The sequence below is a fragment of the Kiloniella antarctica genome, assembly GCF_042682825.1.
Taxonomy (GTDB): Bacteria; Pseudomonadota; Alphaproteobacteria; order Kiloniellales; family Kiloniellaceae; genus Kiloniella; species Kiloniella antarctica.
The window spans coordinates 154,946-179,848 of the sequence record NZ_JBHUII010000001.1 but is presented as its reverse complement, the minus strand read 5'-3'; the positions used below and the strand labels follow the sequence as shown (position 1 = coordinate 179,848).

25 protein-coding genes and 1 other RNA gene are annotated in these 24,903 nt (G+C 45.8%); 12 read left to right on the top strand and 14 right to left on the bottom strand.

Going from position 1 to position 24,903, the window contains the following annotated elements:
• Positions 1 to 79: 79 nt before the first annotated feature.
• A complete protein-coding gene (locus ACFSKO_RS00835; RefSeq protein WP_380247398.1) occupies positions 80 to 1,978 on the top strand; it encodes a propionyl-CoA synthetase in 1,899 nt (632 codons plus the stop codon).
• A 225-nt stretch (positions 1,979 to 2,203) separates the two neighbouring features.
• Here ACFSKO_RS00835 and ACFSKO_RS00830 read toward each other — a convergent pair whose 3' ends face one another.
• Together ACFSKO_RS00830 and ACFSKO_RS00825 are read right to left on the bottom strand one after the other, a co-directional pair.
• On the bottom strand, positions 2,204 to 2,860 hold the full coding sequence (locus ACFSKO_RS00830; RefSeq protein ID WP_380247396.1) for a DUF1013 domain-containing protein: 657 nt from the start codon (positions 2,858 to 2,860) through the stop codon (positions 2,204 to 2,206).
• Positions 2,861 to 2,984: 124 nt separating this feature from the next.
• The gene (locus tag ACFSKO_RS00825) at positions 2,985 to 3,968 is read right to left on the bottom strand and encodes an NAD(P)H-quinone oxidoreductase (RefSeq protein ID WP_380249402.1); all 984 of its coding nucleotides are present in this window, start codon (positions 3,966 to 3,968) and stop codon (positions 2,985 to 2,987) included.
• A 164-nt stretch (positions 3,969 to 4,132) separates the two neighbouring features.
• On the opposite strand from ACFSKO_RS00825, the gene ACFSKO_RS00820 reads away from it, so the two are divergent.
• Genes ACFSKO_RS00820 through ACFSKO_RS00810 form a run of 3 tightly spaced genes read left to right on the top strand, consistent with a single transcriptional unit; the run spans position 4,133 to position 6,100 of the window.
• A complete protein-coding gene (locus tag ACFSKO_RS00820) occupies positions 4,133 to 4,315 on the top strand; it encodes a DUF1192 domain-containing protein (protein ID WP_380247393.1) in 183 nt (60 codons plus the stop codon).
• The gene (locus ACFSKO_RS00815; protein WP_380247391.1) at positions 4,312 to 5,271 is read left to right on the top strand and encodes an AEC family transporter; all 960 of its coding nucleotides are present in this window, start codon (positions 4,312 to 4,314) and stop codon (positions 5,269 to 5,271) included. The genes ACFSKO_RS00820 and ACFSKO_RS00815 overlap by 4 nt, the downstream gene beginning before the upstream one ends.
• Positions 5,272 to 5,311: 40 nt before the next feature.
• Positions 5,312 to 6,100, top strand: coding sequence for a 3-hydroxybutyrate dehydrogenase (locus ACFSKO_RS00810; protein WP_380247389.1), 789 nt, complete (start codon positions 5,312 to 5,314; stop codon positions 6,098 to 6,100).
• Positions 6,101 to 6,646: 546 nt separating this feature from the next.
• Here the strand turns inward: ACFSKO_RS00810 and ACFSKO_RS00805 are convergent.
• Positions 6,647 to 7,108: an Hsp20 family protein gene (locus tag ACFSKO_RS00805; RefSeq protein WP_380247387.1), complete on the bottom strand. Its 462-nt coding sequence runs from the start codon at positions 7,106 to 7,108 to the stop codon at positions 6,647 to 6,649.
• A 281-nt stretch (positions 7,109 to 7,389) separates the two neighbouring features.
• Here ACFSKO_RS00805 and ACFSKO_RS00800 point away from each other — a divergent pair, with 281 nt between their 5' ends.
• The gene (locus ACFSKO_RS00800; RefSeq protein WP_380247385.1) at positions 7,390 to 7,788 is read left to right on the top strand and encodes a DUF1465 family protein; all 399 of its coding nucleotides are present in this window, start codon (positions 7,390 to 7,392) and stop codon (positions 7,786 to 7,788) included.
• Between the two features lie 36 nt (positions 7,789 to 7,824).
• Here ACFSKO_RS00800 and rpmE read toward each other — a convergent pair whose 3' ends face one another.
• On the bottom strand, positions 7,825 to 8,049 hold the full coding sequence (rpmE, locus tag ACFSKO_RS00795; RefSeq protein WP_380247383.1) for a 50S ribosomal protein L31: 225 nt from the start codon (positions 8,047 to 8,049) through the stop codon (positions 7,825 to 7,827).
• 231 nt (positions 8,050 to 8,280) lie between these two features.
• Between rpmE and ACFSKO_RS00790 the strand changes: the two genes are divergently transcribed.
• On the top strand, positions 8,281 to 10,113 hold the full coding sequence (locus ACFSKO_RS00790; RefSeq protein ID WP_380247381.1) for an ABC transporter transmembrane domain-containing protein: 1,833 nt from the start codon (positions 8,281 to 8,283) through the stop codon (positions 10,111 to 10,113).
• Between the two features lie 6 nt (positions 10,114 to 10,119).
• Here ACFSKO_RS00790 and ACFSKO_RS00785 read toward each other — a convergent pair whose 3' ends face one another.
• The 9 genes from ACFSKO_RS00785 to tkt all read right to left on the bottom strand — a co-directional run bounded on the left by ACFSKO_RS00785 (position 10,120) and on the right by tkt (position 20,841).
• On the bottom strand, positions 10,120 to 11,463 hold the full coding sequence (locus tag ACFSKO_RS00785) for a peptidoglycan -binding protein (RefSeq protein ID WP_380247379.1): 1,344 nt from the start codon (positions 11,461 to 11,463) through the stop codon (positions 10,120 to 10,122).
• Positions 11,464 to 11,469: 6 nt separating this feature from the next.
• The gene (locus ACFSKO_RS00780) at positions 11,470 to 12,633 is read right to left on the bottom strand and encodes a flagellar motor protein MotA (protein ID WP_380247377.1); all 1,164 of its coding nucleotides are present in this window, start codon (positions 12,631 to 12,633) and stop codon (positions 11,470 to 11,472) included.
• Positions 12,634 to 12,736: 103 nt separating this feature from the next.
• The gene (locus ACFSKO_RS00775; RefSeq protein ID WP_380247375.1) at positions 12,737 to 14,122 is read right to left on the bottom strand and encodes an OmpA family protein; all 1,386 of its coding nucleotides are present in this window, start codon (positions 14,120 to 14,122) and stop codon (positions 12,737 to 12,739) included.
• Positions 14,123 to 14,364: 242 nt separating this feature from the next.
• Positions 14,365 to 15,165 (bottom strand): inositol monophosphatase family protein, encoded by an 801-nt coding sequence (locus ACFSKO_RS00770; protein ID WP_380247373.1) that lies wholly within the window; start codon positions 15,163 to 15,165, stop codon positions 14,365 to 14,367.
• Between the two features lie 59 nt (positions 15,166 to 15,224).
• Positions 15,225 to 15,791 (bottom strand): elongation factor P, encoded by a 567-nt coding sequence (gene efp / locus ACFSKO_RS00765; protein ID WP_380247370.1) that lies wholly within the window; start codon positions 15,789 to 15,791, stop codon positions 15,225 to 15,227.
• Positions 15,792 to 15,879: 88 nt separating this feature from the next.
• The gene (locus tag ACFSKO_RS00760) at positions 15,880 to 16,533 is read right to left on the bottom strand and encodes a thiamine phosphate synthase (RefSeq protein ID WP_380247368.1); all 654 of its coding nucleotides are present in this window, start codon (positions 16,531 to 16,533) and stop codon (positions 15,880 to 15,882) included.
• Between the two features lie 140 nt (positions 16,534 to 16,673).
• Positions 16,674 to 17,684 carry a type I glyceraldehyde-3-phosphate dehydrogenase gene (gene gap, locus ACFSKO_RS00755; RefSeq protein ID WP_380247366.1) on the bottom strand — a complete coding sequence of 337 codons (1,011 nt, stop codon included), beginning with the start codon at positions 17,682 to 17,684 and terminating at the stop codon, positions 16,674 to 16,676.
• Between the two features lie 104 nt (positions 17,685 to 17,788).
• Positions 17,789 to 18,784, bottom strand: coding sequence for a class I fructose-bisphosphate aldolase (locus ACFSKO_RS00750; RefSeq protein WP_380247364.1), 996 nt, complete (start codon positions 18,782 to 18,784; stop codon positions 17,789 to 17,791).
• A gap of 41 nt (positions 18,785 to 18,825) precedes the next feature.
• Complete coding sequence (gene tkt / locus ACFSKO_RS00745; protein ID WP_380247361.1) at positions 18,826 to 20,841, bottom strand: transketolase; 2,016 nt, start codon at positions 20,839 to 20,841, stop codon at positions 18,826 to 18,828.
• Between the two features lie 275 nt (positions 20,842 to 21,116).
• On the opposite strand from tkt, the gene ACFSKO_RS00740 reads away from it, so the two are divergent.
• The 5 genes from ACFSKO_RS00740 (at position 21,117) to ACFSKO_RS00720 (ending at position 23,507) form a co-directional block, all read left to right on the top strand.
• Complete coding sequence (locus tag ACFSKO_RS00740) at positions 21,117 to 21,341, top strand: hypothetical protein (protein WP_380247359.1); 225 nt, start codon at positions 21,117 to 21,119, stop codon at positions 21,339 to 21,341.
• 1 nt (position 21,342) lies between these two features.
• The gene (locus tag ACFSKO_RS00735) at positions 21,343 to 21,684 is read left to right on the top strand and encodes a cell division protein ZapA (RefSeq protein ID WP_380247357.1); all 342 of its coding nucleotides are present in this window, start codon (positions 21,343 to 21,345) and stop codon (positions 21,682 to 21,684) included.
• A 9-nt stretch (positions 21,685 to 21,693) separates the two neighbouring features.
• Positions 21,694 to 21,848: non-coding RNA, 6S RNA (gene ssrS / locus ACFSKO_RS00730), on the top strand.
• Between the two features lie 72 nt (positions 21,849 to 21,920).
• Entirely contained in the window at positions 21,921 to 22,520 is a 600-nt protein-coding gene (locus tag ACFSKO_RS00725; protein ID WP_380247355.1) for a 5-formyltetrahydrofolate cyclo-ligase, read from the top strand.
• 165 nt (positions 22,521 to 22,685) lie between these two features.
• Complete coding sequence (locus tag ACFSKO_RS00720) at positions 22,686 to 23,507, top strand: TIGR00282 family metallophosphoesterase (protein ID WP_380247353.1); 822 nt, start codon at positions 22,686 to 22,688, stop codon at positions 23,505 to 23,507.
• A gap of 96 nt (positions 23,508 to 23,603) precedes the next feature.
• Here ACFSKO_RS00720 and ACFSKO_RS00715 read toward each other — a convergent pair whose 3' ends face one another.
• Positions 23,604 to 23,906 (bottom strand): hypothetical protein, encoded by a 303-nt coding sequence (locus ACFSKO_RS00715; protein ID WP_380247351.1) that lies wholly within the window; start codon positions 23,904 to 23,906, stop codon positions 23,604 to 23,606.
• 222 nt (positions 23,907 to 24,128) lie between these two features.
• On the opposite strand from ACFSKO_RS00715, the gene ACFSKO_RS00710 reads away from it, so the two are divergent.
• Positions 24,129 to 24,881, top strand: coding sequence for a YebC/PmpR family DNA-binding transcriptional regulator (locus tag ACFSKO_RS00710; RefSeq protein WP_380247349.1), 753 nt, complete (start codon positions 24,129 to 24,131; stop codon positions 24,879 to 24,881).
• The last annotated feature ends 22 nt before the right edge of the window (positions 24,882 to 24,903 follow it).

The following is a 24,903-nucleotide window of genomic DNA, read 5'->3' as shown; positions in this document are numbered from 1 at the left end:
CATAAGCAAGATATACAGCAGTCTTAAGATCTGGTCTGGGAGACTGGAGAAAACAAAAATTATAAAAGTGGGACACGCCATGGGTCTTTTTGATGAAGTGCAAGCGCGCTCTTTGTCCGAACCTGAAAAATTTTGGGCAGAAGCAGCGGAGAATATTGATTGGATTAAGCCGTGTGAAAAAGTGCTCGATGATAGCGATGCACCTTTCTATCGCTGGTTTCAAGGTGGAGTGCTGAATAGTTGTTATAATGCCCTTGATCGCCAAGTTGCAGGAGGGCGAGGTAATCAGATTGCCCTAATTTATGATAGCCCGGTTACAGATTCAAAAGAGAAGATTACCTATTCACAGCTTTTGGCGAGGGTCGAGAAATTCGCTGGGGCATTGGATGGCCTTAATGTTCAAAAAGGTGATCGCGTAATCATCTATATGCCGATGATACTTGAAGCAGCCGTTGCCATGTTGGCATGTGCCAGAATTGGCGCTGTTCATTCTGTTGTTTTTGGTGGTTTTGCTGCAAATGAATTGGCGACCCGAATAGATGATTGTCAACCGAAGGTGATTATTACGGCATCGTGCGGCATCGAGGTCAGTAAGGTAATCCCCTATAAGCCACTCCTTGATCAAGCAATTGAGTTATCGTCGCACAAGCCTTCATATTGTATTGTTTGGCAACGTCCTCAAGTTGAAGCCTCAATGATTGACGGACGAGATCTCGATTGGGTTGAGGTGGAAAGTCAGGGGCCTGTAAAAGATTGCGTTCCTGTGGCCGCAACTGACCCTCTGTATATTCTCTACACTTCTGGTACAACAGGGCAACCCAAAGGCATTGTGCGTGACAATGGCGGCCATGCTGTTGCTCTCTATTGGTCCATGAAAAATATTTATAATGTTTCCCCTGGTGATGTTTTTTGGGGGGCCTCTGATGTTGGCTGGGTTGTTGGGCATTCCTATATTGTTTACGGTCCGCTCATGTATGGGGCGACATCGGTTATGTACGAGGGAAAGCCTGTTGGTACTCCCGATCCTGGTGCTTTTTGGCGTGTGATATCAGAACATAAGGTCTCTGTTCTCTTTACTGCGCCGACTGCTTTTCGAGCCATTCGGCAACAAGATCCTGATGCGACATATCTTGATAAATACGACCTTTCTTGTTTCAAAACCCTTTTTCTTGCCGGCGAACGCTGTGATCCCGATACTCTCAATTGGGCGTTGGAGAAACTGAAAGTCCCGGTTATTGATCATTGGTGGCAAACTGAAACGGGGTGGCCAATTGCCTCGAATTGTTTGGGGATTGAACAGTTACCGATTGTCGCGGGATCGCCAGCAAAGTGTGTGCCTGGGTGGGATGTCCGCATTCTTGATAGTGAACATAAGGAAGTGGGAGCGGGTGATATAGGGGCAATAGTGTGTACCCTGCCTTTGCCGCCGGGTACTTTCTCAACCCTCTGGAATGCACCTGAGAGACACCACGAAGCTTATCTCAGTACTTTTCCGGGATACTATGAAACCGGTGATGCGGGATACAAGGATGAAAACGGCTATATTTTTGTGATGTCGCGAACTGACGACATCATCAATGTAGCTGGTCACCGCCTATCAACTGGGGCAATGGAGGAGGTACTAGCTGCGCATGATGATGTTTCGGAATGTGCTGTAATCGGTGTTGCTGATAAGCTGAAAGGACAATTGCCCTTGGGGTTTATGGTTTTAAAAGCTGGAGCCAATCGGTCTCATGATGAAGTCATTGGAGAGGTCGTGCAAAAAGTCCGTAAAGAAATTGGCCCTGTTGCTGCTTTTAAACTTGCCGCAGTTGTTGATCGATTACCAAAAACCCGTTCAGGGAAGATCCTTCGTGCAACAATGAGGAAGATTGCTGATTGCGAAGAGCATAAAGTACCGGCAACGATTGATGACCCTGCAATTCTTGACGAGATAACCATTGCACTTAAGGGGCTTGGTTACGCTGCTTCTGCTTAAGTTAGGTTTTATCCTTCTTTCCATCATGATTTTTCATGAGGGAATACCCGAGTACAGGTTATGTGATCCTGTACTCGGAAAGCTCCATTAGAAGTGTCTTATGGAGCTATCGCCAGACTTGCCCGATCAATATTTGGTCGGGCTTTTTTTTGAATAAAAAAAGGCCTCTTCATTGAAGAGGCCTTTTTAAAACTCGAATGCAATTTTCGAGTGTAAGTCATGATATTAATCGTCAGTCTTTTTGAATGCCCGTGTAAAGGCCTCGTAAGGATCCTCAACAACCACTGGTGCGGGCTCCATCGGAACGATCTCTTCTTCAATAGGCTCAGGCTTTGGAATAATACGGCCTGCTTTTTGAGCTTCTTTAATCGCTTTGTCGATGGTCAGGTTCAAATCAACCTGCTTGCAAAGGCCCAACAATACAGGATCTCTTGGGCGAATATTACTGATGTTCCAATGGGAACGATCTCTGATCGCCTGAATGGTCTTCTTGGTCGTACCAATAAGCTTTGATATATGGTTATCAGTTAATTCCGGGTGATGCCGAACCAGCCAGGAAATTCCGTCAGGTTTGTCCTGGCGCTTTGCAATAGGTGTATACCTAGGGCCTTTTGTGCGCTTGGAAGGCTGCGGAAGTCCTTCTTGCTGATAAAAGCGAAGTGTTTTTGTTAAATCTTTTTCGCAACGTTCAATTTCTGCGCGTGTCAGCTGAGAACTAGCAATCGGGTCCATACCCCGAATACCTACAGCGACTTCTCCGTCAGCAATTCCTTGGATTTCCAAGGTATGAAGCTGACAGAATCCGGCGATCTGTTCGAAACTTAACGATGTATTCTCGACCAACCAAACGGCGGTCGCTTTTGGCATTAGTGGCTGAGACATTGTTTCTCCTAATCGTGCCGTCGGCTAATGGTCCGCTGGCTACGGTAATAAATACCCAGCTGGTGGCTTACCCTGAATATCCCCTGAGGCCAAGCAGGAAATAAAGATATGGGGTGATTTTTTCTCAATCCGTCACCTTTAACATGATTTTTCCTATATGTTTTGATGATTCCATCAGTTTATGAGCATCACATGCTTTTGAAAGAGGGAGGGTTTTATAAAGAACGGGCTGAAGTTTATTCTCGGCGAGAAGAGGCCAAACCTTTTCGTATAAATTACGGGCGATACCCGTTTTAAAATCTTTGGATCGCGCACGTAAAGTCGATCCTGTAATTTTAAGACGCTTGAGCATGACGGGCATAAAATTCACTGAGGCCTGAGGGCCACCTAAAAAGGCGATAAAACAAAGTCGACCATCCATAGCCAGGGCAGAGATATCTTTTTGAATATAATCTCCCCCAACCATATCAAGAATGACATCGACCCCTTTTTCATCAGTGAAGATTTTTGACTTTTCAACGAAGTCATCGGTTTTGTAGTTGATTGCTAAATCCGCGCCAAGTTCCAGACAGGCTTTACATTTTTCATCACTGCCTGCTGTCGTAATAACCTTTGCACCAAAGGCCTTTGCGAGCTGGATGGCGGTTGTGCCGATACCGGATGTTCCGCCATGAATTAAAATGGTCTCACCATGTTTGAGCCCGCAGCGGTCAAAGACATTACTCCATACCGTGAAGTAAGTTTCTGGAATAGCCGCTGCTTGTTCAAGGCTAAAGCCTTCTGGAATTGGAAGGCATTGTCCTGCGGGGGCTGTACAATATTCGGCATAACCACCTCCACCTATTAAACCAGTAACGTTGTCACCGACCTTAAAGGAAGTAACATTGATCCCTGTTTTGACAACGACGCCTGAAATCTCAAGGCCTGGGATATCCGATTCTCCCGGAGGAGGAGGGTAAAGTCCGCGGCGTTGGATAACATCGGGACGATTAACGCCAGCATAAGCTACTTTTATAAGGAGCTCACCTTCAGATGGTTCTGGTACTGAGCGGGTTGAGGGAACGAGTTGATCCGCATCTCCGAACTCTTTGATTTCTACGACAGACATTTGTTTTGGAATTTCGCGGGACACGATTTTACCTCTGGTTACAGATGGTTTCAGGACGTTATGAGAATATTTATCCTGTTTTTCTCTTTACGGAACAGTCTAATATGCTCGCGATGTAGTTACTATTAAATAAAACGAACAGGCAGTTCGATCGGGAGATAATTATGAATTTAGATGATTTGGAACCTATAAAAACTAAAACCAAGGTTAAGGATCTGGAACCGATGGGATTGGAGGAACTTAACGAATATATTGAAACGTTGGCATTAGAGATTGAGCGGGCGCGGATAGAAATTTCCCGGAAAGAAAAGCATCGCCAAGGCTTAGACGGGTTGTTTAAGGCATGATCACCAGCCTTGAAATCGTTTTACCTATATTCGCGATTATTCTTTGTGGATATTTTGTCGGTCGTAAAGAGTGGGTTACAGCTTCTGCACTCAAAGGCCTATCCCACTTTGTTTATTATCTTGCGATCCCAGCGTTATTATTTAGAACCATGGCTCGGGGAAACATTTTAGCTGATCTCGATTTTTCGTTGATTGTCTCTTTTTATAGTGTGTCGCTACTTGTCTTTGCGTTTAGTGCTCTTCTTGGTCGTTTTTATTATGGACACCAGCTAAAGGAAGCCGCAGTCATGGCGATGGGAGCGACCTATGGCAACTTGTTGTTGTTAGGGTTTCCATTGATTTATTCTGCTTTTGGAGATGAAGGCATGGTTCCTCTAACCATGCTTATAGCCTTTCAAGCGCCAATTTTGATGGCGTTAACGTCAATGCTAACGGAATACGACCTTTCTCGAGAACGAGGAGGGGGGGATGGGGCTAAAGCAATGGGGAAGGCGCTTGTAAATTCGATTGTCAAAAACCCTATTATTATTGGATTAATCACGGGCGGGCTTTACCAGTTCTCTGGTTTGGAATTCTTTGCTTTATTGGATCGTTTTACATCAATGCTCGGAGGAGCCGTTGTTCCGTGTGCGCTTTTTTCACTTGGTGTATCGCTTACAGGGTTCAAATTAGCCGGAGATTTGAAACAGAGCTTTTTGATCGTGGGCCTTAAGACGCTTGTATATCCTCTTTGTGTCTCAATCCTGGTCTTCTATGTTATAGATGTTCCACCACTTTGGGGCGCAGTTGCTGTTATTCTTGCGGCTCAACCGACTGGGGTAAATGTTTTTATTTTGGCGCAACAATATGGTGTTTTTAGTGCGCGAGCTGCGTCAATTGTGTTGTCTTCGACTATTCTATCTGTTGTCACTGTTACGTTATTGATCGCATACTACATCCATATTCTTCCCAAATAATGTCCACAATCACACCTAATAGATATAACAGGAGATGCTTATGCCCAGCCTTAAAGGGAGAGCAGCAGTCATTACAGGTTCGACCAGCGGTATTGGTAAAGGCATTGCAGAGCGATTAGCTGCTCAAGGTGTTGATATCATGCTTAATGGTTTTGGTAATCGCGATGAGATTCTAGCTTTGGAAAACAAACTAAAATCTGAGTTTGGAGTTCAGGTTGCCTATTCCGGTGCTGACATGACAAGGCCAAATGAAATCCGGGAACTTATTCAACAAGCTCAGGATCTGTTTGGGAGTGTTGATATTCTTGTGAATAACGCAGGAATTCAAAATGTTTCTCCTGTTGATGAATTTCCGGAAGATCGCTGGGATGCCATTATCGCCATTAATCTTTCTTCGGCCTTTCATACAATTAAAGCGGCGTTGCCTGGTATGAAAGAAAAAGGGTGGGGAAGAGTTATCAATGTTGCTTCTGCGCATGGATTAACAGCTTCTGCAAATAAGTCTGCTTATGTAGCGGCAAAACATGGTGTCGTCGGTTTAACGAAGGCAGTTGCCCTTGAAGTTGCAACACAAGGCATAACTTCAAATGCAATTTGTCCGGGGTGGGTTCTTACGGATCTTGTTAAGACGCAAATTGAAGCCAGGGCAATGAAGAGTGGGCGTAGTTTTGACGAGGAAAAACGAGTTATGGTCTCTGAAAAGACTCCAACACAAGATTTTTCCACTCCAGAACAAATTGGAGATTTGGCTGTGTTTTTATGTAGTGATGCTGCTTCTCAGATGACTGGTGCGCCTTACTCAATAGATGGTGGTTGGATGGCTCAATAATTCTCAAGTTATTATTATAATTGCTTATTTATGGTTCAAATCAAGACTGATAAAGGGAAGCTCTTTTCTTGAGATTCCCTTTATTTTTTACACTTGAAATTCAAAAAAATGTTCCTAAATCTATATTATGAGAAATGTTATTTCTAATCTTAACCAATTTTTAGTTGGTTTGTTTTAAGTTGGTAATATCAATACAGAGCTTTAGTTAGATTATTATACAATTTAGTTTAATTTACGATGCCTCCCTGTTGACTTGCCGCCGGTTTAAACCGGCGGTCTTTTTTTTGACCAAAATTATATTGTGAAAAAAAGGCATTCTTTGTCTTAAAAGTGTCAAAATTTGAAACAAGACCTTGACTGTAGCTCCGAGTCTACATAACCTCTTGCGTAACAAAGGCAAGTTGACAGGGTGGACAAAAGACTACGAGGTTATAATCGTAGCGTTTGTTGAAAATATGCCAAAAAAATACTGGCCGGGCTTTAATAAGCCCGGCCTTTGGTGTTTTTGACATCTCGTATGATCATGAATAATGCGAGAAAAAGCTTCTAGCCCTTATTGATCAATCCAGTTTTGTTCCCGTTTGAAGATAATATAGGAATATTTTTGGGCTTTTTAGCTTCTGGAATTTCTCGCGCAAGATCTATGACGAGCAAACCATTCTCTAAGTTCGCTCCGGTTACTTTGATGTGATCTGCAAGATCAAAGGTCTTTTGGAAAGATCTATTGGCGATGCCTTGGTGCAAAAAGGTAACGTTTTGCTCGGTCTCTTTCTCTTTTTGCCCCGTAACAAGCAGGGAGTTTTCCTTGATAGTTACTTCGAGCTCATTTTCAGAAAACCCGGCTAGGGCCATGGTTATCCGATAGGCATTCTCTTCAACTTTTTCAATATTGTAGGGCGGGAAGCTTGAGGCTGTACTATCCAAACGCTTTGCTGTGTCGAGCATATTCATCATACGATCGAATCCAACAGTCGCACGAAATAAAGGGGTAAGGTCACGATGGTTCATTGCTTGTTCTCCATTGAGCAACATGCTTCATATTTGGCTCACCTTAATGGTCAAGCCGACGAGTGTAAGTGAAACCCCGTAGGCATTTCTCTTAACTATCGAGTTAAGTGTAAAAAAAATGTTTTCAAGATCTGGGTGTAAAAATATCAAATCTTGAAAGTTGAAATTATCGGTGATCACTGCGTACCAATATTTTGTTAAGGCACTGAATGTTAGAATGAAGAAAAAGTGCGTAGGACTCTTTTATAGAGGACGCGCAAGTAAGAGTCGTCAGGCAGGATATGGTCACTTTTCTCGATTCGACATACCAAGAAGCATTATCGCTAACGCGTGAAGCCCGCGATTATATGGCTGCACGATCCCGTAATCGTCATTCTTGGCTTCGCCCGGAGGATCGTCTGCAAATATGTTGTGAAAGCATGCGCTTAACGACAAGGCTTACCCAAGTGATGGCGTGGTTATTGCTACAACGTGCCGTGTTATCTGGAGAAGTATCTATGGATGTAGCTGCGAGGCAAGAAAATCGTTTGGCGGGTCAAAACATTTGTGACGTGCCAGATGAACTTCCTACTGGTGCAGACCCTAGAATGGTGGATCTGATGGGTCGCAGTCATTCTATCTATTTAAGAGTTATGCGACTGGATTCTCAATTGGATCGAGCGAAAAAAAAGGCCCCGTAAAACGGGACCTTTTCTTATCGCATAACAGAAAACGGCTTAGTTCTTAATGCCGAAAGCTGCAAAACGCTTGTTGAACTTAGCAACTTGACCGCCAGTATCAACCAAACGGTGTTCGCCAGTCCAAGCTGGATGACTTTTTGGGTCAATATCAAGACGCATAGTATCGCCTTCTTTGCCCCAAGTTGATCGTGTTTCGAATTCACTGCCATCAGTCATAACAACTTTGATCGCGTGGTATTCTGGATGAATGTCTTTTTTCATAGTCCTGTATCCCCATAGGAAGCGGGGGCTTTGTAACTGACCCTGTACCTAGTGGCAAGTAGAAAACCTCGAATCGGGGTTAAACCACTTAGCTAGGTCATAGGGTCGCATTGAAGCCTTTAATAATTTGTGGTTTCTCACACTGGAGTGGAAAGGTCAATTCAGTTATTAGATATCTAAGAATAATTTTGATTACTCCTCTGACTGAGGATTGTAAGGCAGGAATAAAATATGAGTCGCAACAGCGCCCGCAAAAAATCAGAAACGCAAAGCGCGGATCGACCGACCAGCAAAGAACTCAAACATCTGCTATTGCTTTGGCAATTTGTCCGTCCTTATAAGCTTCAGATCTTTGGTGCAATGATTGCTTTGATCGTTGCAGCAGGAACAGTTTTGGGGTTGGGGCGAGGACTTAAGGCGCTGATTGATCAAGGTTTTTCAAGCGGTGATAGCGCTTTGTTGGATCAAGCGGTTATCGTTCTTTTTGGTGTAACCGTGCTTTTGGCGCTTGCCAGTTATTCCCGTTATTATCTGGTTTCCTGGATAGGGGAACGCGTGGTTGCGGATATAAGAACGGCCGTATTTAGTCACATTATCAAGATGTCTCCGGCCTTTTTCGAAGTCACACGTAGTGGAGAAATCTTATCGCGACTCACAACAGATACCACTTTGTTGCAAGTTGTCGTCGGCTCCTCCTTTTCAATCGCTTTACGTAACATCCTGATGTTTTTTGGTGGCTTGACGTTGCTTGTTATTACGTCTCCGAAATTAACGGGATTTGTTGCTCTTGTGATCCCTTTCGTATTGATTCCAATACTTTTTTTCGGACGTAAAGTGCGCAGTTTAAGTAAGGATAGTCAGGACCGTATTGCTGATGTAGGTGTCTTTGCTGATGAAACAATTGGGGCGATTCGAACCGTTCAGGCTTTTAGTCATGAAGAAATTGATCGTGGATTTTTTTCCAGCCGTGTTGAAGATGCTTTTGGTACTGCGGCGACCCGAATCCGTTTTCGGGCCCTTTTAACTGCTGTTGTGATTGTATTGGTCTTTGGGTCCATCAGTGCGATTTTGTGGATGGGCGGGCGTGATGTTCTTGAAGGCACGATTTCTGCTGGAGAATTATCTTCCTTTGTTTTCTACGCGATTGTTGTCGCTGGTTCTCTTGGTGCTTTTAGTGAGGTCATTGGGGATTTACAGCGTGCTGCTGGCGCAACGGAAAGATTGTTGGACCTTCTTGCAATGGAAACGGATATTGCGGCACCCGAGAATCCAAAAAATCTCCCACCCAAAATCATGGGATCGGTTTCTTTCAAAGAGGTGAGTTTTAATTATCCGTCTCGCCCAAACCAAGCTGCCATGATTAATTTTACCGCTGATATTAAAGCGGGAGAGAAAGTGGCTATCGTGGGGCCGTCGGGAGCGGGTAAAACAACTGTTTTTCAACTGTTACTGCGTTATTATGACGTGCACAAGGGTGATGTTTCTATAGATGGCATACCGGTAAGAGATCTTGATCCTGTTGAGATGCGTCAGCACATTGGCATGGTTTCCCAAGAACCTGTAATCTTCTCTACGACAGCCTTGGAGAACATTCGATACGGTCGGCCAGGGGCAAGCAAAGAAGATATCGTCGAAGCTGCAAAAGCTGCGTCCGCGCATGAGTTCCTCAAAGATCTTCCTGATGGTTACGAGACTTTCCTTGGTGAAAAAGGGGTGCGCCTATCTGGTGGACAGCGGCAGCGTCTGGCAATCGCGAGAGCTATCTTGCGTGATCCTGAGATTTTATTACTGGATGAAGCGACGTCTGCATTGGATTCTCAAAGCGAGAAAGCGGTTCAACAGGCTCTGGATAATCTTTTGGAAGGGCGGACGACTTTGATGATTGCACACCGCTTGGCGACAGTTTTAAAGGCAGATCGTATATTGGTCATGGATCAAGGTAAGATCGTTGCTAGCGGGACGCACAATGAATTAATTAAGCAGGGCGGTCTCTACGCTAGTCTGGCTGAGTTGCAGTTCGGTGTCGATATGAATCCAACCATCGAAACCCAGGTTGCGAGCTAAATTTATTTAGCGTTGAGTTAATTTAAGTTCGATGCGGCGGTTGCGCCTAAAGGCAATCTCGTCGCGACTGTTGTCTAACGGTTGAAACTGCCCGAATCCGGTTGCTGCAAGTCGTGAGGCAGGAATGCCTTGGCTAATAAGATACTTCACCACCGATATCGCACGTGAAGTTGAGAGTTCCCAGTTTGAGGGGAACTCTGGGGTGGAAATGGGTTGTACGTCGGTGTGACCATCTACCCTTAATATCCAGTCGATTTCGGTCGGGATGGTTGCTGAGAGCTCTCTAAGCGTGTTTGCAAGCTGTCCCAGTTGGTTTCTTCCTCCCTCTTCAAGTGTGGCTGAGCCACTTGTGAAGAGAACCTCGGATTGAAAGACAAAACGGTCTCCGACAATCCGAATGTCTTGTCGGTTGCCAAGTACTTCTCTGAGGCGGCCAAAAAACTCAGATCTATATTTTGCCAGCTGTTGAACTTTTGTTGCAAGGGCAACGTTCAGGCGCTTACCAAGATCTATGATTTGAGTTTCTTGGGCTGCATTTATTGCTTCGGTTATATCCAGAGTGGCCGAGATATCCGAAAGCTGTTTTCGAAGGGCAGCTATTTGTTGGTTGAGGAGAACAACTTCGGTTTGAGCCTCTGTTGTGAGTTTTTTCTGTCCAGTGATATCACTTTCTGCATTGGTAAGCTTTTGTGTCAGGTTATCTCTTATTTCTTTGAGTAGCGCGATCTCAGCGAGTTGAGTTTCAATCTTTTCTCTATCTGCCTCAACGACCTTGTATGCATCTTCCAGTTCTGCGTTAACACGAGCGGATTCAGCAGAAAGTTTTGCAGCAGCAAGTTCAAGAATGGAAAGTTGTTCTTCAATAGATTTTTTGCTGTCAAGAAGGTCGTCTTTTTCGGATTTTAAGACTTCTTTGTCTTTCGCGAGCAAATTTTTATCAGCTTGAAGCAAGGCATGTGCACTGATCAGGTCTTTTAATTTGCTGCTGACAGAAACAAGCTCTCCTTCAAGATTCTCTTTATCCTGAGACAGGGAAGCGAGTTGATTTGCAAGGCTGTCACGTGAAGATATCGAACTCTGTAATTCGGTTGTGAGTTGCGTGACACTGGTTCTCAGTCGGGTATTAGCAGATTTTTCCAGTGAAAGAAGCTCAGCAAGTTCGCTAATTTCTCTGTTTAAATTACTAAGGGCTTTGTCTTTCCCGCTCAGGGCATTGCTCAGGGTGAACTGTGCAACCATAAATACCATTAGAACAAAAATAATGACCAGCAGAAGTGTTGCTAAAGCATCCACAAAGCCTGGCCATATGTTGATGGATCTACGGTTGCTTCTGCGACTTGAGAAAGACATTAAAGCTTATTCCCCTTCTGCAAGGGCTGCCAATGTTCGTGTTAATAAACGGATTTCACTCCGAATTTCTTGAATAGCACTTTCCCGACCACTGTTGATGTCTCCTGAAAGTTGCTCCAGCCTCAGATCCATGTTTCGTAAGTGTCCGCGGGAAGCTTCGTCAATTCCATTATTTGCGGGAGGACGTACTTGTACTTGTGCGAGTTGCCCTAATATGGGTTTTAGCTGGGCTTGTGTCTCAGCAATACTAAGCATCACACTTTGTTCTGCCCGCATATGATCGGTGAGCGTGGACATGCGTTCTGTCAATGTTATCAGACTTTGATTGGATTTGACGCGTTCGTCTTCATCTCTGGACATGGTGCGTTCAAGTTTTTCTAAACTTTCAGCGGTTTGTTCTAGTAATGCGGAGATATAGGCGGGAACAGATTGGTCCCCATCAATTCCCGGACCTCCACTTGATAGCTTGGTTATGCCTGAAAGCCATTCTTCGAGATAGTTTAAAAAGCGATTGTGAGCCTGACCTGCCTGTAACTCAAGAAAACCAAGAACTAGCGAGCCGGCTAGGCCAAATAAAGATGAACTAAAAGCCGTTCCCATACCGGATAGTGGTGTTGCAAGGCCTGCCTTTAACTCATCAAACATGGCTGAAGGGTCATCAGCCGTCGTACTCAGGCCTGAAATTGTTTGTCCAACCGCATTGACGGTATCCAGCAACCCCCAGAAAGTGCCCAGTAGTCCAAGAAACACTAAAAGGCCGATCAGATAGCGTGAAATGTCATGGCTTTCTTCTATCCGGCTTGAAATGCCATCCAAAAGAGTCCTCATTGATAGGGTGGAAAGGCTGAGTTTTCCTTTTTTTTCGCCAAGCATCGTTGCCATGGAACCGAGCAACCTAGGTTGCCTGATTTCGTCAAAGGTTCCCGCGAAGACAAGGCCGCCCTCAGTTTCACGTTTGAGGTTTTCCAACCAGGCAAGTTCAGGCTTTAGAGAGAGAACCTGGCGAAATATATATATAATACCAAAGAAGAGAACGCCCAGAATCATCCCATTCATCACTGCATTCGCAAGGAAAGCTTCTTGAAGACTGGGAGCTAGTGCTGCAACCGCAATTGTAACGATGCCCAGAAAGATACCCATCCGGATGAGATAACGTGTTGGCCGTTTCATACGTGAGGCGCCTCTTGTAAATAAATAACTCTGCGCAGGTTACATATGCGGTTAGGCGAAACTAAGGCTAAGCAAGTGCAACCCTTTTAAAGTTTATGGTCGATTAGTTCTTAACCGGAATGATTTCGACGCGATCGGGATTGCCGTCTTTCGACTTGTTTCCAAGGGCGCGGACATGCATTCGAGTACTTTGGATGCCGCGTTCCATTAAAACACCCCTTACGGCCAATGCGCGTGACAGAGATACCCGGCGGGCTTGCGCACCACTTTCGTTGTCGCTAGCGTAAGCAAGAAGTTGGATAATTCTGGAATCATCTGCAAGGAGCACATCTGCTAATTGATTTAGCTGAGAGCGTGCGTCGTTGCTGAGGTCCGCTTGGTCAGGCTGAAAGAACAACTTCATTGGTTTTAGCGGAGCACTAAGGTCAATAGCTGCGGTTTCCGTTGTCGGAGGATTTAACGGTGCAGGAGGGGGCGCTAATTCCGCGGTGCTTTCAACCAAGCTAGGTTCTGCAATTGCCGGAGCACTAGGGATGCTCGAGGTTGCGTCTGCCGTAACTGGAGCAGGAACGGGTGGGGGAGCTAGTACCGGTTCGCTTGTGACTGTTTCAATTACGGGTGCCGGTGCCGGGGATTTTGTAACCTCTGGCTTCGGAGGAGCGACAACCTTAGCTGTAACTGTTTCAAGTTTTGGAGGTGTCGGTGCTTTTGCGACAGGCTCCGGCTTGGGAGGTGTCACTTCCACAATTTTTGGGGCTGGAGGGGTGATAGGACTTGGTACATTGTTCTTTTGTGTGGGGGTTATCTGTAGCGGAGCTTCTACCGTCTTTGGAGCTTTTGGTGCTGCAGGTGGTGTCACATCGATAATGGTCTTTGGTGTTGACGGTGCAGGTGTCGAGGCTATTGAGGCAGTGTTCGTTGTTCTTGCCGGTGTTGCTGTCTGTGCTCTTCCTGCAGGAGGTGGCACAAGGAGTTGAGACTGCGGTTGGAAAGCAGGAACCTGAGTCGGATACTGTGGCAGGCCACCTGTGCTGGCAACACGTGTTTTAGACACTTGTGCTAGAGGAACCAGGGGTTGGCCATAGGGGTTATACAGACTACTACCAGATGCTAATCCGGGTTGATGATAACCCTGTGGGGAATAAGCCGAGGCGCTGTACCCTTGATTATTGTAACCTTGGGTGCCATTGCCTTGTGGTGCATATCCTGATGTTTGGAAGTCAGAAAAGTTTTGTATTGTAATCTGACTGTGCGGGTAATTTTGCGGAGGGTAAAGAAGGTTTCCAGGACGGTTCAGGTACTCACTTCCCGTACTACCTGGATATCCTGACGGGATGTTTCCTGGGCCAGATCCATAAGAATAACTGTTGGAATAAGCTGGGGCAGATCCGATCAACTGCTCGTTGATATAGACCCCTGAACTACCCGACCCGCCAATGATCATCGTGTTTTGGGCCAATGATGGTGCCGTAGTACTTAAAAGTGCCACGCCAGAGCATCCTGCAAGTAGAATTGCAGAGCGATTAATATATCGATTTTTTAACATATAGCGCATAGGCTTGAACAACTTATATCCCCCAGGATGATTCCCAACGTGAACCTTGACGCGTAGCTTAATGCTGATAAGCGGATACGACAATAGATAAGGCAAAAAGAAGAAAGGGGTTCGTATAAACGAACCCCTAATTTTTTTGAAAATTGTGCTGGAAACCACAGATTTCTTAACTCTGATTAGTCTTTAGCAGCATCTTTGAGCAATTTAACCATTTTAGGATGCAAGTCGATATTTGCACATAGAATGCTTTTGTTCTCGAGTTTGAACTGGCGACCGTCAATTTGGGTCACAGCACCACCCGCTTCACTCACAATTAACATCCCCGCGGCGACATCCCATGGAGACAAATCGCGTTCCCAAAAAGCGTCATACCGACCTGCTGCTACATAAGCGAGATCAAGCGCTGCGGCACCCCAACGGCGAACACCCGCGGTCTGAGCCATTACAGCGTTAATTTCACGAAGAAAAGGACCGCGATCACCGTGACCAAGGTAAGGTGTACCTGTTGCTACGACGACGCTATCAAGGCTTACTCTTGCGGAAACACGTAGACGTTTGTCGTTTAAATAAGCGCCTTTACCTTTTTCTGCTGTGAACATTTCATCTTTGATCGGGTCATAAATCAGAGCTGCTACAATTTCACCACGTACTTCGAGAGCAATTGAAATGGCAAAATGAGGAAGGCCGTGTAGAAAATTGGTTGTGCCATCCAGAGGGTCAATAATCCAACGTTCGTCTTGGCTTTCGCCTTTTTCAACACCAGCTTCTTCTGTTAGAAATCCAAATTCAGGACGTGCCCATTTAAGCTCGTCGATAAGAATTTTTTCTGCTTTTAGATCGGCTGTTGAAACGAAATCAGCAGGGCCTTTTTTAGATACCTGCAGATTTTCGACTTCACCAAAGTCGCGTTTGAGGCTTCGGGCGGCTTTTTCTGCTGCGCGGACCATAACGGTTATGCGTGGTGAACGATATACCATCGAAGTTACTTTCCGTAAGTTTGTCAAAAAGCACAATCAAAGTGCTTTCGTGTGATGTCTTAATCTTTTGCGCGTTCTACGTAACTGCCGTCAGCAGTATTCACGACAATTCTTGTGCCCGCCGCAATATGTGGCGGAACCAGGATGCGTACACCATTATCCAGCACACCAGGCTTGTAAGAAGACGATGCTGTCTGACCTTTAACCACAGCATCTGCTTCTACAACTTCGCAGGTTACAGTGTCAGGTAGAACAACAGAAATTGGTTCTTCTTCAAAAAGTTCGATTGTAACAGCCATGCCGTCCTGTAGGAATATTACAGGTTCGCCAACCATGTCTTCATGCAGGGCAATTTGCTCATAAGATTCATTGTTCATGAAATTGAGCATATCTCCGTCACGGAAAAGGAACTGGTATTCAATTTGATCCAGACGTACACGATCAACATCCTCACTTGCGCGGAAACGTTCGTTCATTTTGGTACCATCGCGGATATCTCTGAGTTCCACTTGGAGGTACGCACCACCTTTGCCCGGCTGTGTATGTTGAGTTTTCATCGCACGCATCAAGCGGCCTTTGTACTCAATAATATTGCCAGGGCGAATGGCATTTCCGTTAATTTTCATGATCAGTGCCCATCTTCAGTTGTCAAATAACATAATAATTAGGTGTGTCGTATTCGTATCCGCAGGGAACCTATCAGTTACCGACGTTTCAGGCAATTGCCTCATTAATTTCTGCTATAGCTATAGCTGGATCAGCGGTGTGTTGCCAAACTGCATTTTGAACGGCGACGAAATCTGCCCCGGCTTCGGCATGCAAGACTGCGTCAGCTATCGAAACATCATCCATTGACACACAAGGCGGTGTCATCATTGTTTGCCACCAGGTCAATAAATCAGATCCTCTTGGGCCACCTTCTTCGAACGCACGGACATCGGGATCATCAATTTCGGGTAATGGCTTGCGGTTGTTAAAGGCGACGTAATCTGCACCAGCCTCTCCAACAAGAATTGCATCATGTCTGGAAATCCCGCAATCAACGCCAACAATACTGTCGTCTCCCAAGAACTCCCGCGCGTCTTTGAAATTTTCTGCTGAAGTCAGGTGTACACCATCACAACCGAGAGAAGCTGCGAGTTTGAAATGGTCCTCGATTAGAAAGGCAATGTTTCGTTCTTGTACCAAAGGGCGCAATGTTGAGGCGATCTCTTGTAAGAAAACCTCTGAATTTGCCGTTCCAGAGAGTAGAACACAGGAAACAGGGCCTCCGTCCAGTGCCTTTAAGAGCGAAGGTACGAATTGATCTATTGCGAGTTCACCGCTCAGGACTTCTGGAGGGGTAAGAAGGTAAATTTCAGAATTCATAGCTCTTCATACCTAAGGAGTTACAAACTGGCAATGGGCGACAAAGTATAGCTCATATCCTAAAAGCGAATAGCTGATTTGGAACTTAATAAAAAACGGGATTCTTGTGAACCCCGTTTTTTATTAAGACTTATATGTGTTTAAAGGCTTTTTGCCATGGCGGCCGCGGTATCCAACATGCGAAGGCTGAAGCCCCACTCGTTGTCGTACCAGGCGAGAACACGGACAAAATTTCCACCGATGATCTGTGTTTGGGTGGTATCAAACACAGATGAAAATGGGTTGTGATTGAAATCACAAGAAACCAAAGGCAGTGCGTTGGTGCCAAGAACACCCTTTAGGTAGCCTTTAGAGGCTTCGATCATTGCATTGTTGATCTCTTCAACAGTGGTATCTCGTTCCGCGGTGAAGGTCAGATCAATACAGCTGACATTCGCAGTCGGTACGCGAATGGCGTTGCCTTCAAGTTTACCTTCCAAAACGGGAAGTACTTCCCCAATTGCGCGGGCAGCGCCTGTGGATGTTGGGATCATGGAAACGGCAGCAGCACGTGCGCGGCGGAGATCCTTGTGCTTTGAATCGACGGTTGTTTGGTCACCAGTATACGCATGGGTGGTGGTCATAAAACCATTTTTGATGCCAATGGTATTCTGTAGAACATCGACAACTGGTGCGAGGCAGTTTGTTGTACAAGAGGCATTGGAGACGATCTTATGATCGGCTGTGAGTTTCTTGTGATTGACGCCGTAAACGACAGTCAGATCGCAGCCCTTTTTAGCGGGGGCGGAAATCAGAACTTTCTTTGCCCCACCAACCATATGCAGAGAAGATCCCTCGACATTATTAAAGGCGCCGGTGCATTCCAGAACAATATCAACGCCATAATCACCCCAAGGTAATTTGGCCGGATCTCTATCGTGAAGCATTTTGATTTTTTTGCCGTTGATGATGATGTGTTCATCATCCGCATCAACATCGGCATTGAGTGTGCCGTGCACAGAATCGAATTTAAGCATGTGGGCGTGTATGGAAGGATCACCCGATGCATTGATGGCAACGATTTCGATATCATCACGATTAGTCTCAATAGCTCCGCGAAGAGTAAGGCGACCAATACGACCAAAACCATTGATTCCAACTTTAACTGTCATAATTTGGAACCTATTTTTTTATATTTAGTTACGTTTTGTGGAGCTTTTGCCCCTTAGTACAACGCCCCAACCTTGCGGTCGGGGCGTTTCTTTTTTGAAGATTTTTAGTAAGTGCCTGTCGAAGCTTTACTATTGTCTTCTGCTCTCTTTAGGAACGCGCTCTGCATTGCAGATCCGTTCTCTTTTTTTCCGGCCCAAGCTTTGAGGGGGGCCGCTTGTAGCGCCCGGCCATATGAGAAGCTGAGCTTCCATGGTAGGTTACTGTACATTTTGTTCATCGCATTCAAGTGCTCAGTTGACTGTTCATCGGTTTGTCCGCCTGAAAGGAAAACGATACCGGGAACAGCCGCAGGTACACAGCGCAAGAGGGTTGCAACGGTGCGATCTGCGACTTCTTCTACTGAATCTTGGTCCGGACACTTCTGCCCAGCAATAACCATGTTGGGTTTCAGCAAAATACCTTCTAGTTCGACTTCTTGATTGGCCAGTTCTGTAAAGACAGAACGAAGAACTTCTTCGCTCACAGCTTGGCAAACATTGATGTCGTGATCGCCATCCATGAGAATTTCAGGTTCAACAATCGGCACAAGACCTGCTTCTTGAGCAAGCGCGGCATAGCGTGCCAAGGCGTGAGCGTTGGCGTGAATAGCCGCAAGGCTCGGGGATTGATCTGTAATGTGATAGACCCCGCGCCATTTCGTGAACTTTGCACCTAATTGGGCATATTCGTTCAAACGCTCACGAAGACCATCAAGGCCTTCTGTGATTGTTTCATCGGGATGTCCGGCAAGCGGTTTTGCTCCGAGATCAACTTTAATACCAGGGATGATGCCTTGATCCTGAAGAACCTTGCTTAAAGGCGTTCCATCAGCGGCATTTTGGCGAAGCGTTTCATCATAAAGAATGACACCGCTAACATATTGGTTGCCACCTTTAGCGCGAAAAAGAAGCTCGCGATAATCACGGCGTGAATCTTCTGTTGATTCTGCAGAAATAGAATCGAAACGTTTCTTTATCGTTCCAGTGCTTTCATCTGCAGCAAGGATGCCTTTACCCGTAGCAACGAGGGCCTGGGCGATATCGGCAAGTGTGTCAGTCATCGTTTTTCCTAACAAAGTTCTTGTCTAATCTACAGCCGATTTTATAGGCGGGCTTTGACAGCGTTGACGATAGCTTCAGGGGTGATTTTGAACTTCTTGTAGAGCTGATCAATCGGTGCCGATGCGCCGAAATCAGTCATGCCAACAAAAGCACCTTGTTGTCCAATCCACTCGTGCCAGCCAAAAGGAAGTGCGGCCTCAACGGCAACAGTCAATGTTCCAGGTGAGAGAACTTCGTCACGGTAATGCTGAGGTTGCAGTTTGAAAATTTCCCAGCAAGGCATGGAAACAACAGCAGTGCCGATTCCCATTTCTTCCAATAATTTCTGACCAGCGATCGCAATCTCAACTTCTGATCCAGAAGCAAGCAGCGTAACCTGACGATCCAGAACAGATGGGTTCAGGATATAAGCGCCGTAGCTGGAATAGTTATCAGAAAGATCTTTCCGCTGAGCAGGAAGACCCTGGCGCGTCAAGGCAATCACAGAAGGTGTGTCTTCGCTTTCGAGGGCAAGTTCCCAGCATTCTGCAGTCTCAATAGCATCCGCTGGACGGAAGACGTTGAGGTTTGGAATGGCGCGAAGCGATGCAAGATGCTCAACAGGCTGATGTGTTGGTCCATCTTCACCAAGGCCGATAGAATCGTGGGTCATCACATAGATGACACGTTGTTTCATAAGGGCTGACAGGCGGATTGAAGGGCGACAATAATCGGTAAAGACCAAGAAAGTGCCACCGTATGGAATGAAGCCACCGTGAAGGACCATGCCGTTCATAGCTGCGGCCATCGCGTGTTCACGGACGCCGTAATAAACGTAACTACCGGAATAATCAGAAGCCGTTACCGGACCCTGGCTTCCGGATTTGGTGTTGTTAGATCCTGTAAGGTCAGCAGAGCCACCAATCATGTGTGGAATCAGTGCTGTTAACTCGTCCAAAGTATTCTGTGAAGATTGCCGGGTAGCCAACTTAGGGGCTTCCGCAGCAACTTTGGTTTTGTAAGCGCTGAATGAATCTTTCCACCCTTCAGGAAGTTTTCCAGCCATTTGATCTTCAAATGTCTTGCGTTGATCAGCAGGCAGTTTGGCAAACTTTTCATCCCATGCCGCGGAATGAGCTGCACCACGTTTGCCGGAGGCTCTCCAGGCTTTGAGAATGTTTTCCGGAATTTCGAAAGGCGCATGCGGCCAACCGATTTTCTCACGGGTGCCAGCGATTTCTTCATCACCAAGGGGGGCGCCGTGGGTTTTGGACGTACCTGCTTTGCTTGGCGCGCCATAACCGATGACCGTTTTACAGGCGATCAATGATGGTTTGTCACTGTTACGGGCAGCTTCGATGGCTTTTGCAATTGCTTCTGGATCATGACCATCAATAGCGACGGCATCCCAGCCACAGGCTTCAAAGCGCATCAGCTGATTATCAGACACAGACATGTCTGTAGAGCCGTCAATAGTAATGCCATTGTCATCAAAAAGAACAATAAGTTTATTGAGCTTTAGATGACCAGCAAGCGATATTGCCTCATGGCTAATACCTTCCATTAGGCAGCCGTCACCTGCAATCGCGTAGGTATAATGATCGACAATGTCGTTGTTGTAACGAGCATTAAGCATCCGTTCGGCCAGAGCCATACCAACAGAGTTTGCAATTCCCTGACCCAGAGGGCCAGTTGTTGTTTCAATGCCGGTAGCGTGGCCAAATTCAGGGTGACCAGCTGTTATGCTGTCGAGTTGACGGAAATTCTTCAACTGTTCCATCGTCATATCCGGGTAACCGGTCAGATGAAGCAGAGAATACATCAACATTGATCCATGACCTGCGGAAAGCACGAAGCGGTCGCGGTCGGCCCAGTCTGGGCGCAGTGGATCGAATTTCATAAAGCGACTAAAGAGAACAGTAGCAACGTCGGCCATGCCCATGGGCATTCCTGGATGTCCAGAGTTCGCGCGTTGAACGGCGTCCATGGAAAGAGCACGAATGGCATTAGCCATATCCGTGTGGTTGCTACCTGGCGCGGCGTCCGCAGCAGATACGGGAAGGCGCAGTGCAGTCATATTCAAGGTCCCCAGTTGGGTTCAGATTATCCTGCCCAGTTATTAGGACAGAGGGCCATTAACGGCGGCAAAATGCCCCTTTGCTTAGCCGAGGTCAATAAGGTTGTCTGGAATAGCTGTCATAACATAGATTTAATCGTTATATAAAGAAGAACAAAAAGACTTCTGTGACAGCCTATTGATCTTACTGACAGAAGGTCCATATTCTGTTAGTCATTGATCCTGCCCAGTTATTGACTAGGCAACCATATATCAGCAAGTGGCTTATTTTAGATATGACAAGAATTTTGAAAGCTGTTGGTCGCCTTACGGCTGCCGTTGAAGCATTAGAAAAAAGTGTGGATACAAGGTTGCGCGACTCCAGCGGATCAATTTCGAAGTTGCAACATGATCTTGAGTTGAGTGTGAAAGAAAATTCGGAACTCAAAAATTTAAAGCAGGACGTCGGGGATCGTCTCGATTCTGTGATCGGCCAACTTTCTGAAGCACTGGAGAAATAAGATGGCGCAAGTAACACTTAATGTGAATGGACGCCGTTATTCAGTCAGTTGCCAAGATGGCCAAGAAGATCATCTCTTGGGTCTGTCCAAATACATTAATCAAAAAATTGATGATTTGAAGGGCAGTATGGGGCAAGTGAGCGAGGCGCATTTACTTTTGATGGGAAGCTTAATGCTTGCGGATGAGCTTCATGAAGCTTACATCAAAATTGATGATGGAAAGTCAGAAGAGGATCGTAAATCTTCTGTTGATGACGAAGTTGAGGTAGAGAAAGTCGCTACAGCGCTGGAAAGTTGTGCTGATCGGTTGGAATCTATTGCCGCCCGTCTGGAAAGTCAGTAAAAGATCAAACAGGTGCTACGGAACGCGTGGGGTTCGTAATTTCCCTGGGGCCTAAATTCTTCTTCGGGAGCTGTCCCTGCTGAGATCGTGGTCTTGGTATATGGCGCCCACCTGCACTGCAGGCCACAAGAGGACTTGGAACTAACGGTTACTGTGGCACCACTTGATCCCTTTCGGGTTATTGAAAAATTGCAATAGCTTATGACTCTCAAGTTTGAGTCAGTGAGGGGGAAACGATGACAGATATAGATACCCACGATATTGATCAGTTAAAAAAAGCACTTCGAAAAGACGCGAAAAAGAAGCGTGCAGAGGCTTTTCATCTTTTACCTAATGCGGCTGATGAATTATGCCGTAAGTTATTTAACACCATTGATTTTCCTGAAGGTGCGATTGTATCTGCTTATTGGCCCCTTGGTGATGAGTTGGATCCGATGCCCCTGCTTAATGCGTTGCACGACAAAGGCTATCGACCTGTGCTGCCGGTTATGCTTGGTGCCGGAAAACCCCTTATTTTTAGAAGTTGGACGCCGGGCGACGCGCTGAATGATGCTGGTTTTGGGACTCGCGAACCTCAGGATGATAAAGAAGTGCTGGAACCCGATGTTTTATTTGTACCGCTTTTAGCTTTTGACCGGGCTGGATACAGACTCGGTTATGGTGGTGGGTTTTATGATCGAACCCTTGACAAACTGAGAGCAATAAAATCTATAACGGCTATTGGTATTGCTTATGCCGCACAGGAAATGGATGCGGTTATTCGCGGCCCTTACGATCAACCTCTTGATTGGATCGCAACCGAAGAAGAAGTCATATCTTTAGGGGCAGGCACCTAATATTGATTGGTGGCGGAGAGGCGGCTCTCCTCATCTTGCCAGAACAAATCTCGTAATAGTCCTTGGTTCAGACGCACAGAAACCTTATACCTTCTGCAAGATTATAAATGTGACAGTGTGCCGAGATGCTTTGGGTATTTCTTGGCGTACTCTGAAGGAAGTAAAATGAGACTGTTGTTCTGTGGTGATGTCGTTGGTCGCTCTGGGCGTGATGCTATTGTTGCACATTTGCCTGGTTTACGTCGTGATTTGAAGTTGGATTTTGTCGTTGTAAACGGGGAAAACGCTGCTTCGGGTTTTGGCGTCACAGAAAAAATCTGTAAGCAGTTCTTTGACTGTGGAGCAGATGTCGTCTCAGGCGGGAATCACAGCTGGGATCAGCGTGAGTGCATTACTTATATAAATAATGAAACACGCCTTCTACGTCCTTTAAATTTTCCAGAGGGAACGCCAGGGCGTGGTGCTGCTTTGTATGAAGCTCCCGGCGGACGCAAAGTCATGGTTATGAATGCGATGGGGCGTGTCTTTATGGACCCATTGGATGATCCTTTTGCCGCTATTTCAAAAATACTAGACCGTTACAAAATGGGACAACAAGGGCTCTCAGCCGTTATTGTTGATTTTCACGGAGAAGCCACCAGTGAAAAAATGGCTATGGGACATTTTCTGGATGGTAAAGTTAGTCTTGTCGTTGGAACTCATACCCATGTTCCGACTGCTGATCATACTGTTTTACCTGGCGGTACGGCGTATCAGAGCGATGTAGGGATGACCGGGGACTACGATTCTGTGATCGGGATGAAAAAAGAAGTGCCGATCGCCCGCTTTGTTCGAAAAATGCCTACAGAGCGTATGAGCCCTGCTAGCGGGGAGGCTACTTTATCGGCGATATATGTGGAAACGGATGATCGCACAGGATTGGCCATCCGCGTAGAGCCTGTACGAATCGGCGGCAGGCTTTCTCAAACAGTACCTCAACTTGAATGATGACAGGCAATCTTTGAACGTTAGTGGTTATGAAGTTGGGGAAAACTTAAAAAGTGCAAACCTCGCGGGGAATGCTTTATCTCACTCATACTAAATTTAACTGTGTTTTGCTATTTCTGCTGACAAAGTTTTGAACCGTCTCACTTCATCAATCATCAGGCTTGCTTGCGCCAAAGTATCCGAAGCAATGGCACCTGCCTGTTCGAGAGGTGTGGACTGTGCGGGAATTATTGCTGGCTCTCCCTCTGTGATAGAGAGTAAGGTGTTGAGGGCATCAAGTCCTGCATGAAAAGAGTAATCTTCAGTTAATTCGGCAGCATTTTTTGCGATTTTAGAGAATTCCTTAGCATCGATATGATTATCTTCTGGAAAGTCGATAATATGAAATTCTTCTGCCATGATATTTACCGATCAAAATGAGGAAATACCAATATGGGCCCTCTATTGTCGCTCAACAATAGCGATTTTAGCTTAAACTTTAGTTAATACTTTACTTTGATACGGTCAAAAAATGACCAGAAATGTTAAAATAGAACCTATTAGGGGTTCTTCTGTCCAAGAAATCCTGCTAGATAAACATTGAAATGTTTCGTTTAATTATCTGAGCTAGGAAGTCTGCTCATGGCAGGTCATTCACAATTTAAGAACATCATGCACCGCAAAGGTGCTCAGGATAAAAAACGGGCTAAGATATTTGCGCGTCATACCCGTGAAATTATGGTTGCTGCCCGCTCTGGGATGCCCGATCCTGAACAAAATTCTACATTACGTAATGCAATTATTGCTGCGCGTGCCGCAAATATGCCCAAGGATAACATCGATCGTGCTGTAAAGCGGGTTGCTGGCGGTGAAGAAGTCGCGAACTATGAAGATGTCCGGTATGAGGGATACGGTCCTGCGGGTGTTGCGGTAATTGTTGATGCTTCAACTGATAATCGGAATCGCACTGCTTCTGAAGTTCGAACCGCGTTTGCTAAGCTTGGGGGGAACCTGGGTGAAACAGGTAGTGTTTCCTTTATGTTTGATCGTGTTGGATCCATTATTTATCCTGCTGATGTCGCTGATGCAGATGCGATGTTTGAGGCCGCTGTAGAAGCTGGTGCCGAGAACGTCGAGAGCACAGATGATGATCATGAAATTATCTGTGAACCAGACGATTTTGCTTCAGTACGTGATGTTTTGATGGAAAAATTTGATGCGCCTACGGAATCTGGTCTCGTTTGGAAACCCCAGAACACAATCGCACTCAATGAAGATCAGGCATCTACGATGCTCAAGTTGATTGATGTTCTCGATGATAATGATGATGTTCAAAGCGTCAGTGCGAATTTTGAAATCGATGATGAAATTATGGCCAAGCTTACGGCTGGTTAATTAGTGGAGGCCGGGTCTAAGA

Coding starts and splice junctions, on each gene's coding strand:
- ACFSKO_RS00820 (WP_380247393.1), top strand. CDS start 4,133: ATGAATTTAGATGATTTGGAACCTATAAAAACTAAAACCAAGGTTAAG.
- ACFSKO_RS00815 (WP_380247391.1), top strand. CDS start 4,312: ATGATCACCAGCCTTGAAATCGTTTTACCTATATTCGCGATTATTCTT.
- ACFSKO_RS00720 (WP_380247353.1), top strand. CDS start 22,686: ATGAGACTGTTGTTCTGTGGTGATGTCGTTGGTCGCTCTGGGCGTGAT.
- ACFSKO_RS00750 (WP_380247364.1), bottom strand. CDS start 18,784: ATGACTGACACACTTGCCGATATCGCCCAGGCCCTCGTTGCTACGGGT.
- ACFSKO_RS00740 (WP_380247359.1), top strand. CDS start 21,117: ATGACAAGAATTTTGAAAGCTGTTGGTCGCCTTACGGCTGCCGTTGAA.
- ACFSKO_RS00735 (WP_380247357.1), top strand. CDS start 21,343: ATGGCGCAAGTAACACTTAATGTGAATGGACGCCGTTATTCAGTCAGT.
- ACFSKO_RS00710 (WP_380247349.1), top strand. CDS start 24,129: ATGGCAGGTCATTCACAATTTAAGAACATCATGCACCGCAAAGGTGCT.
- ACFSKO_RS00770 (WP_380247373.1), bottom strand. CDS start 15,165: ATGGTATATCGTTCACCACGCATAACCGTTATGGTCCGCGCAGCAGAA.
- ACFSKO_RS00825 (WP_380249402.1), bottom strand. CDS start 3,968: ATGTCTGTCGTAGAAATCAAAGAGTTCGGAGATGCGGATCAACTCGTT.
- gap (WP_380247366.1), bottom strand. CDS start 17,684: ATGACAGTTAAAGTTGGAATCAATGGTTTTGGTCGTATTGGTCGCCTT.
- ACFSKO_RS00760 (WP_380247368.1), bottom strand. CDS start 16,533: ATGAATTCTGAAATTTACCTTCTTACCCCTCCAGAAGTCCTGAGCGGT.
- ACFSKO_RS00810 (WP_380247389.1), top strand. CDS start 5,312: ATGCCCAGCCTTAAAGGGAGAGCAGCAGTCATTACAGGTTCGACCAGC.
- ACFSKO_RS00785 (WP_380247379.1), bottom strand. CDS start 11,463: ATGTCTTTCTCAAGTCGCAGAAGCAACCGTAGATCCATCAACATATGG.
- ACFSKO_RS00790 (WP_380247381.1), top strand. CDS start 8,281: ATGAGTCGCAACAGCGCCCGCAAAAAATCAGAAACGCAAAGCGCGGAT.
- rpmE (WP_380247383.1), bottom strand. CDS start 8,049: ATGAAAAAAGACATTCATCCAGAATACCACGCGATCAAAGTTGTTATG.
- ACFSKO_RS00835 (WP_380247398.1), top strand. CDS start 80: ATGGGTCTTTTTGATGAAGTGCAAGCGCGCTCTTTGTCCGAACCTGAA.
- ACFSKO_RS00805 (WP_380247387.1), bottom strand. CDS start 7,108: ATGAACCATCGTGACCTTACCCCTTTATTTCGTGCGACTGTTGGATTC.
- tkt (WP_380247361.1), bottom strand. CDS start 20,841: ATGACTGCACTGCGCCTTCCCGTATCTGCTGCGGACGCCGCGCCAGGT.
- ACFSKO_RS00830 (WP_380247396.1), bottom strand. CDS start 2,860: ATGTCTCAGCCACTAATGCCAAAAGCGACCGCCGTTTGGTTGGTCGAG.
- ACFSKO_RS00725 (WP_380247355.1), top strand. CDS start 21,921: ATGACAGATATAGATACCCACGATATTGATCAGTTAAAAAAAGCACTT.
- ACFSKO_RS00800 (WP_380247385.1), top strand. CDS start 7,390: ATGGTCACTTTTCTCGATTCGACATACCAAGAAGCATTATCGCTAACG.
- ACFSKO_RS00780 (WP_380247377.1), bottom strand. CDS start 12,633: ATGAAACGGCCAACACGTTATCTCATCCGGATGGGTATCTTTCTGGGC.
- ACFSKO_RS00715 (WP_380247351.1), bottom strand. CDS start 23,906: ATGGCAGAAGAATTTCATATTATCGACTTTCCAGAAGATAATCATATC.
- efp (WP_380247370.1), bottom strand. CDS start 15,791: ATGAAAATTAACGGAAATGCCATTCGCCCTGGCAATATTATTGAGTAC.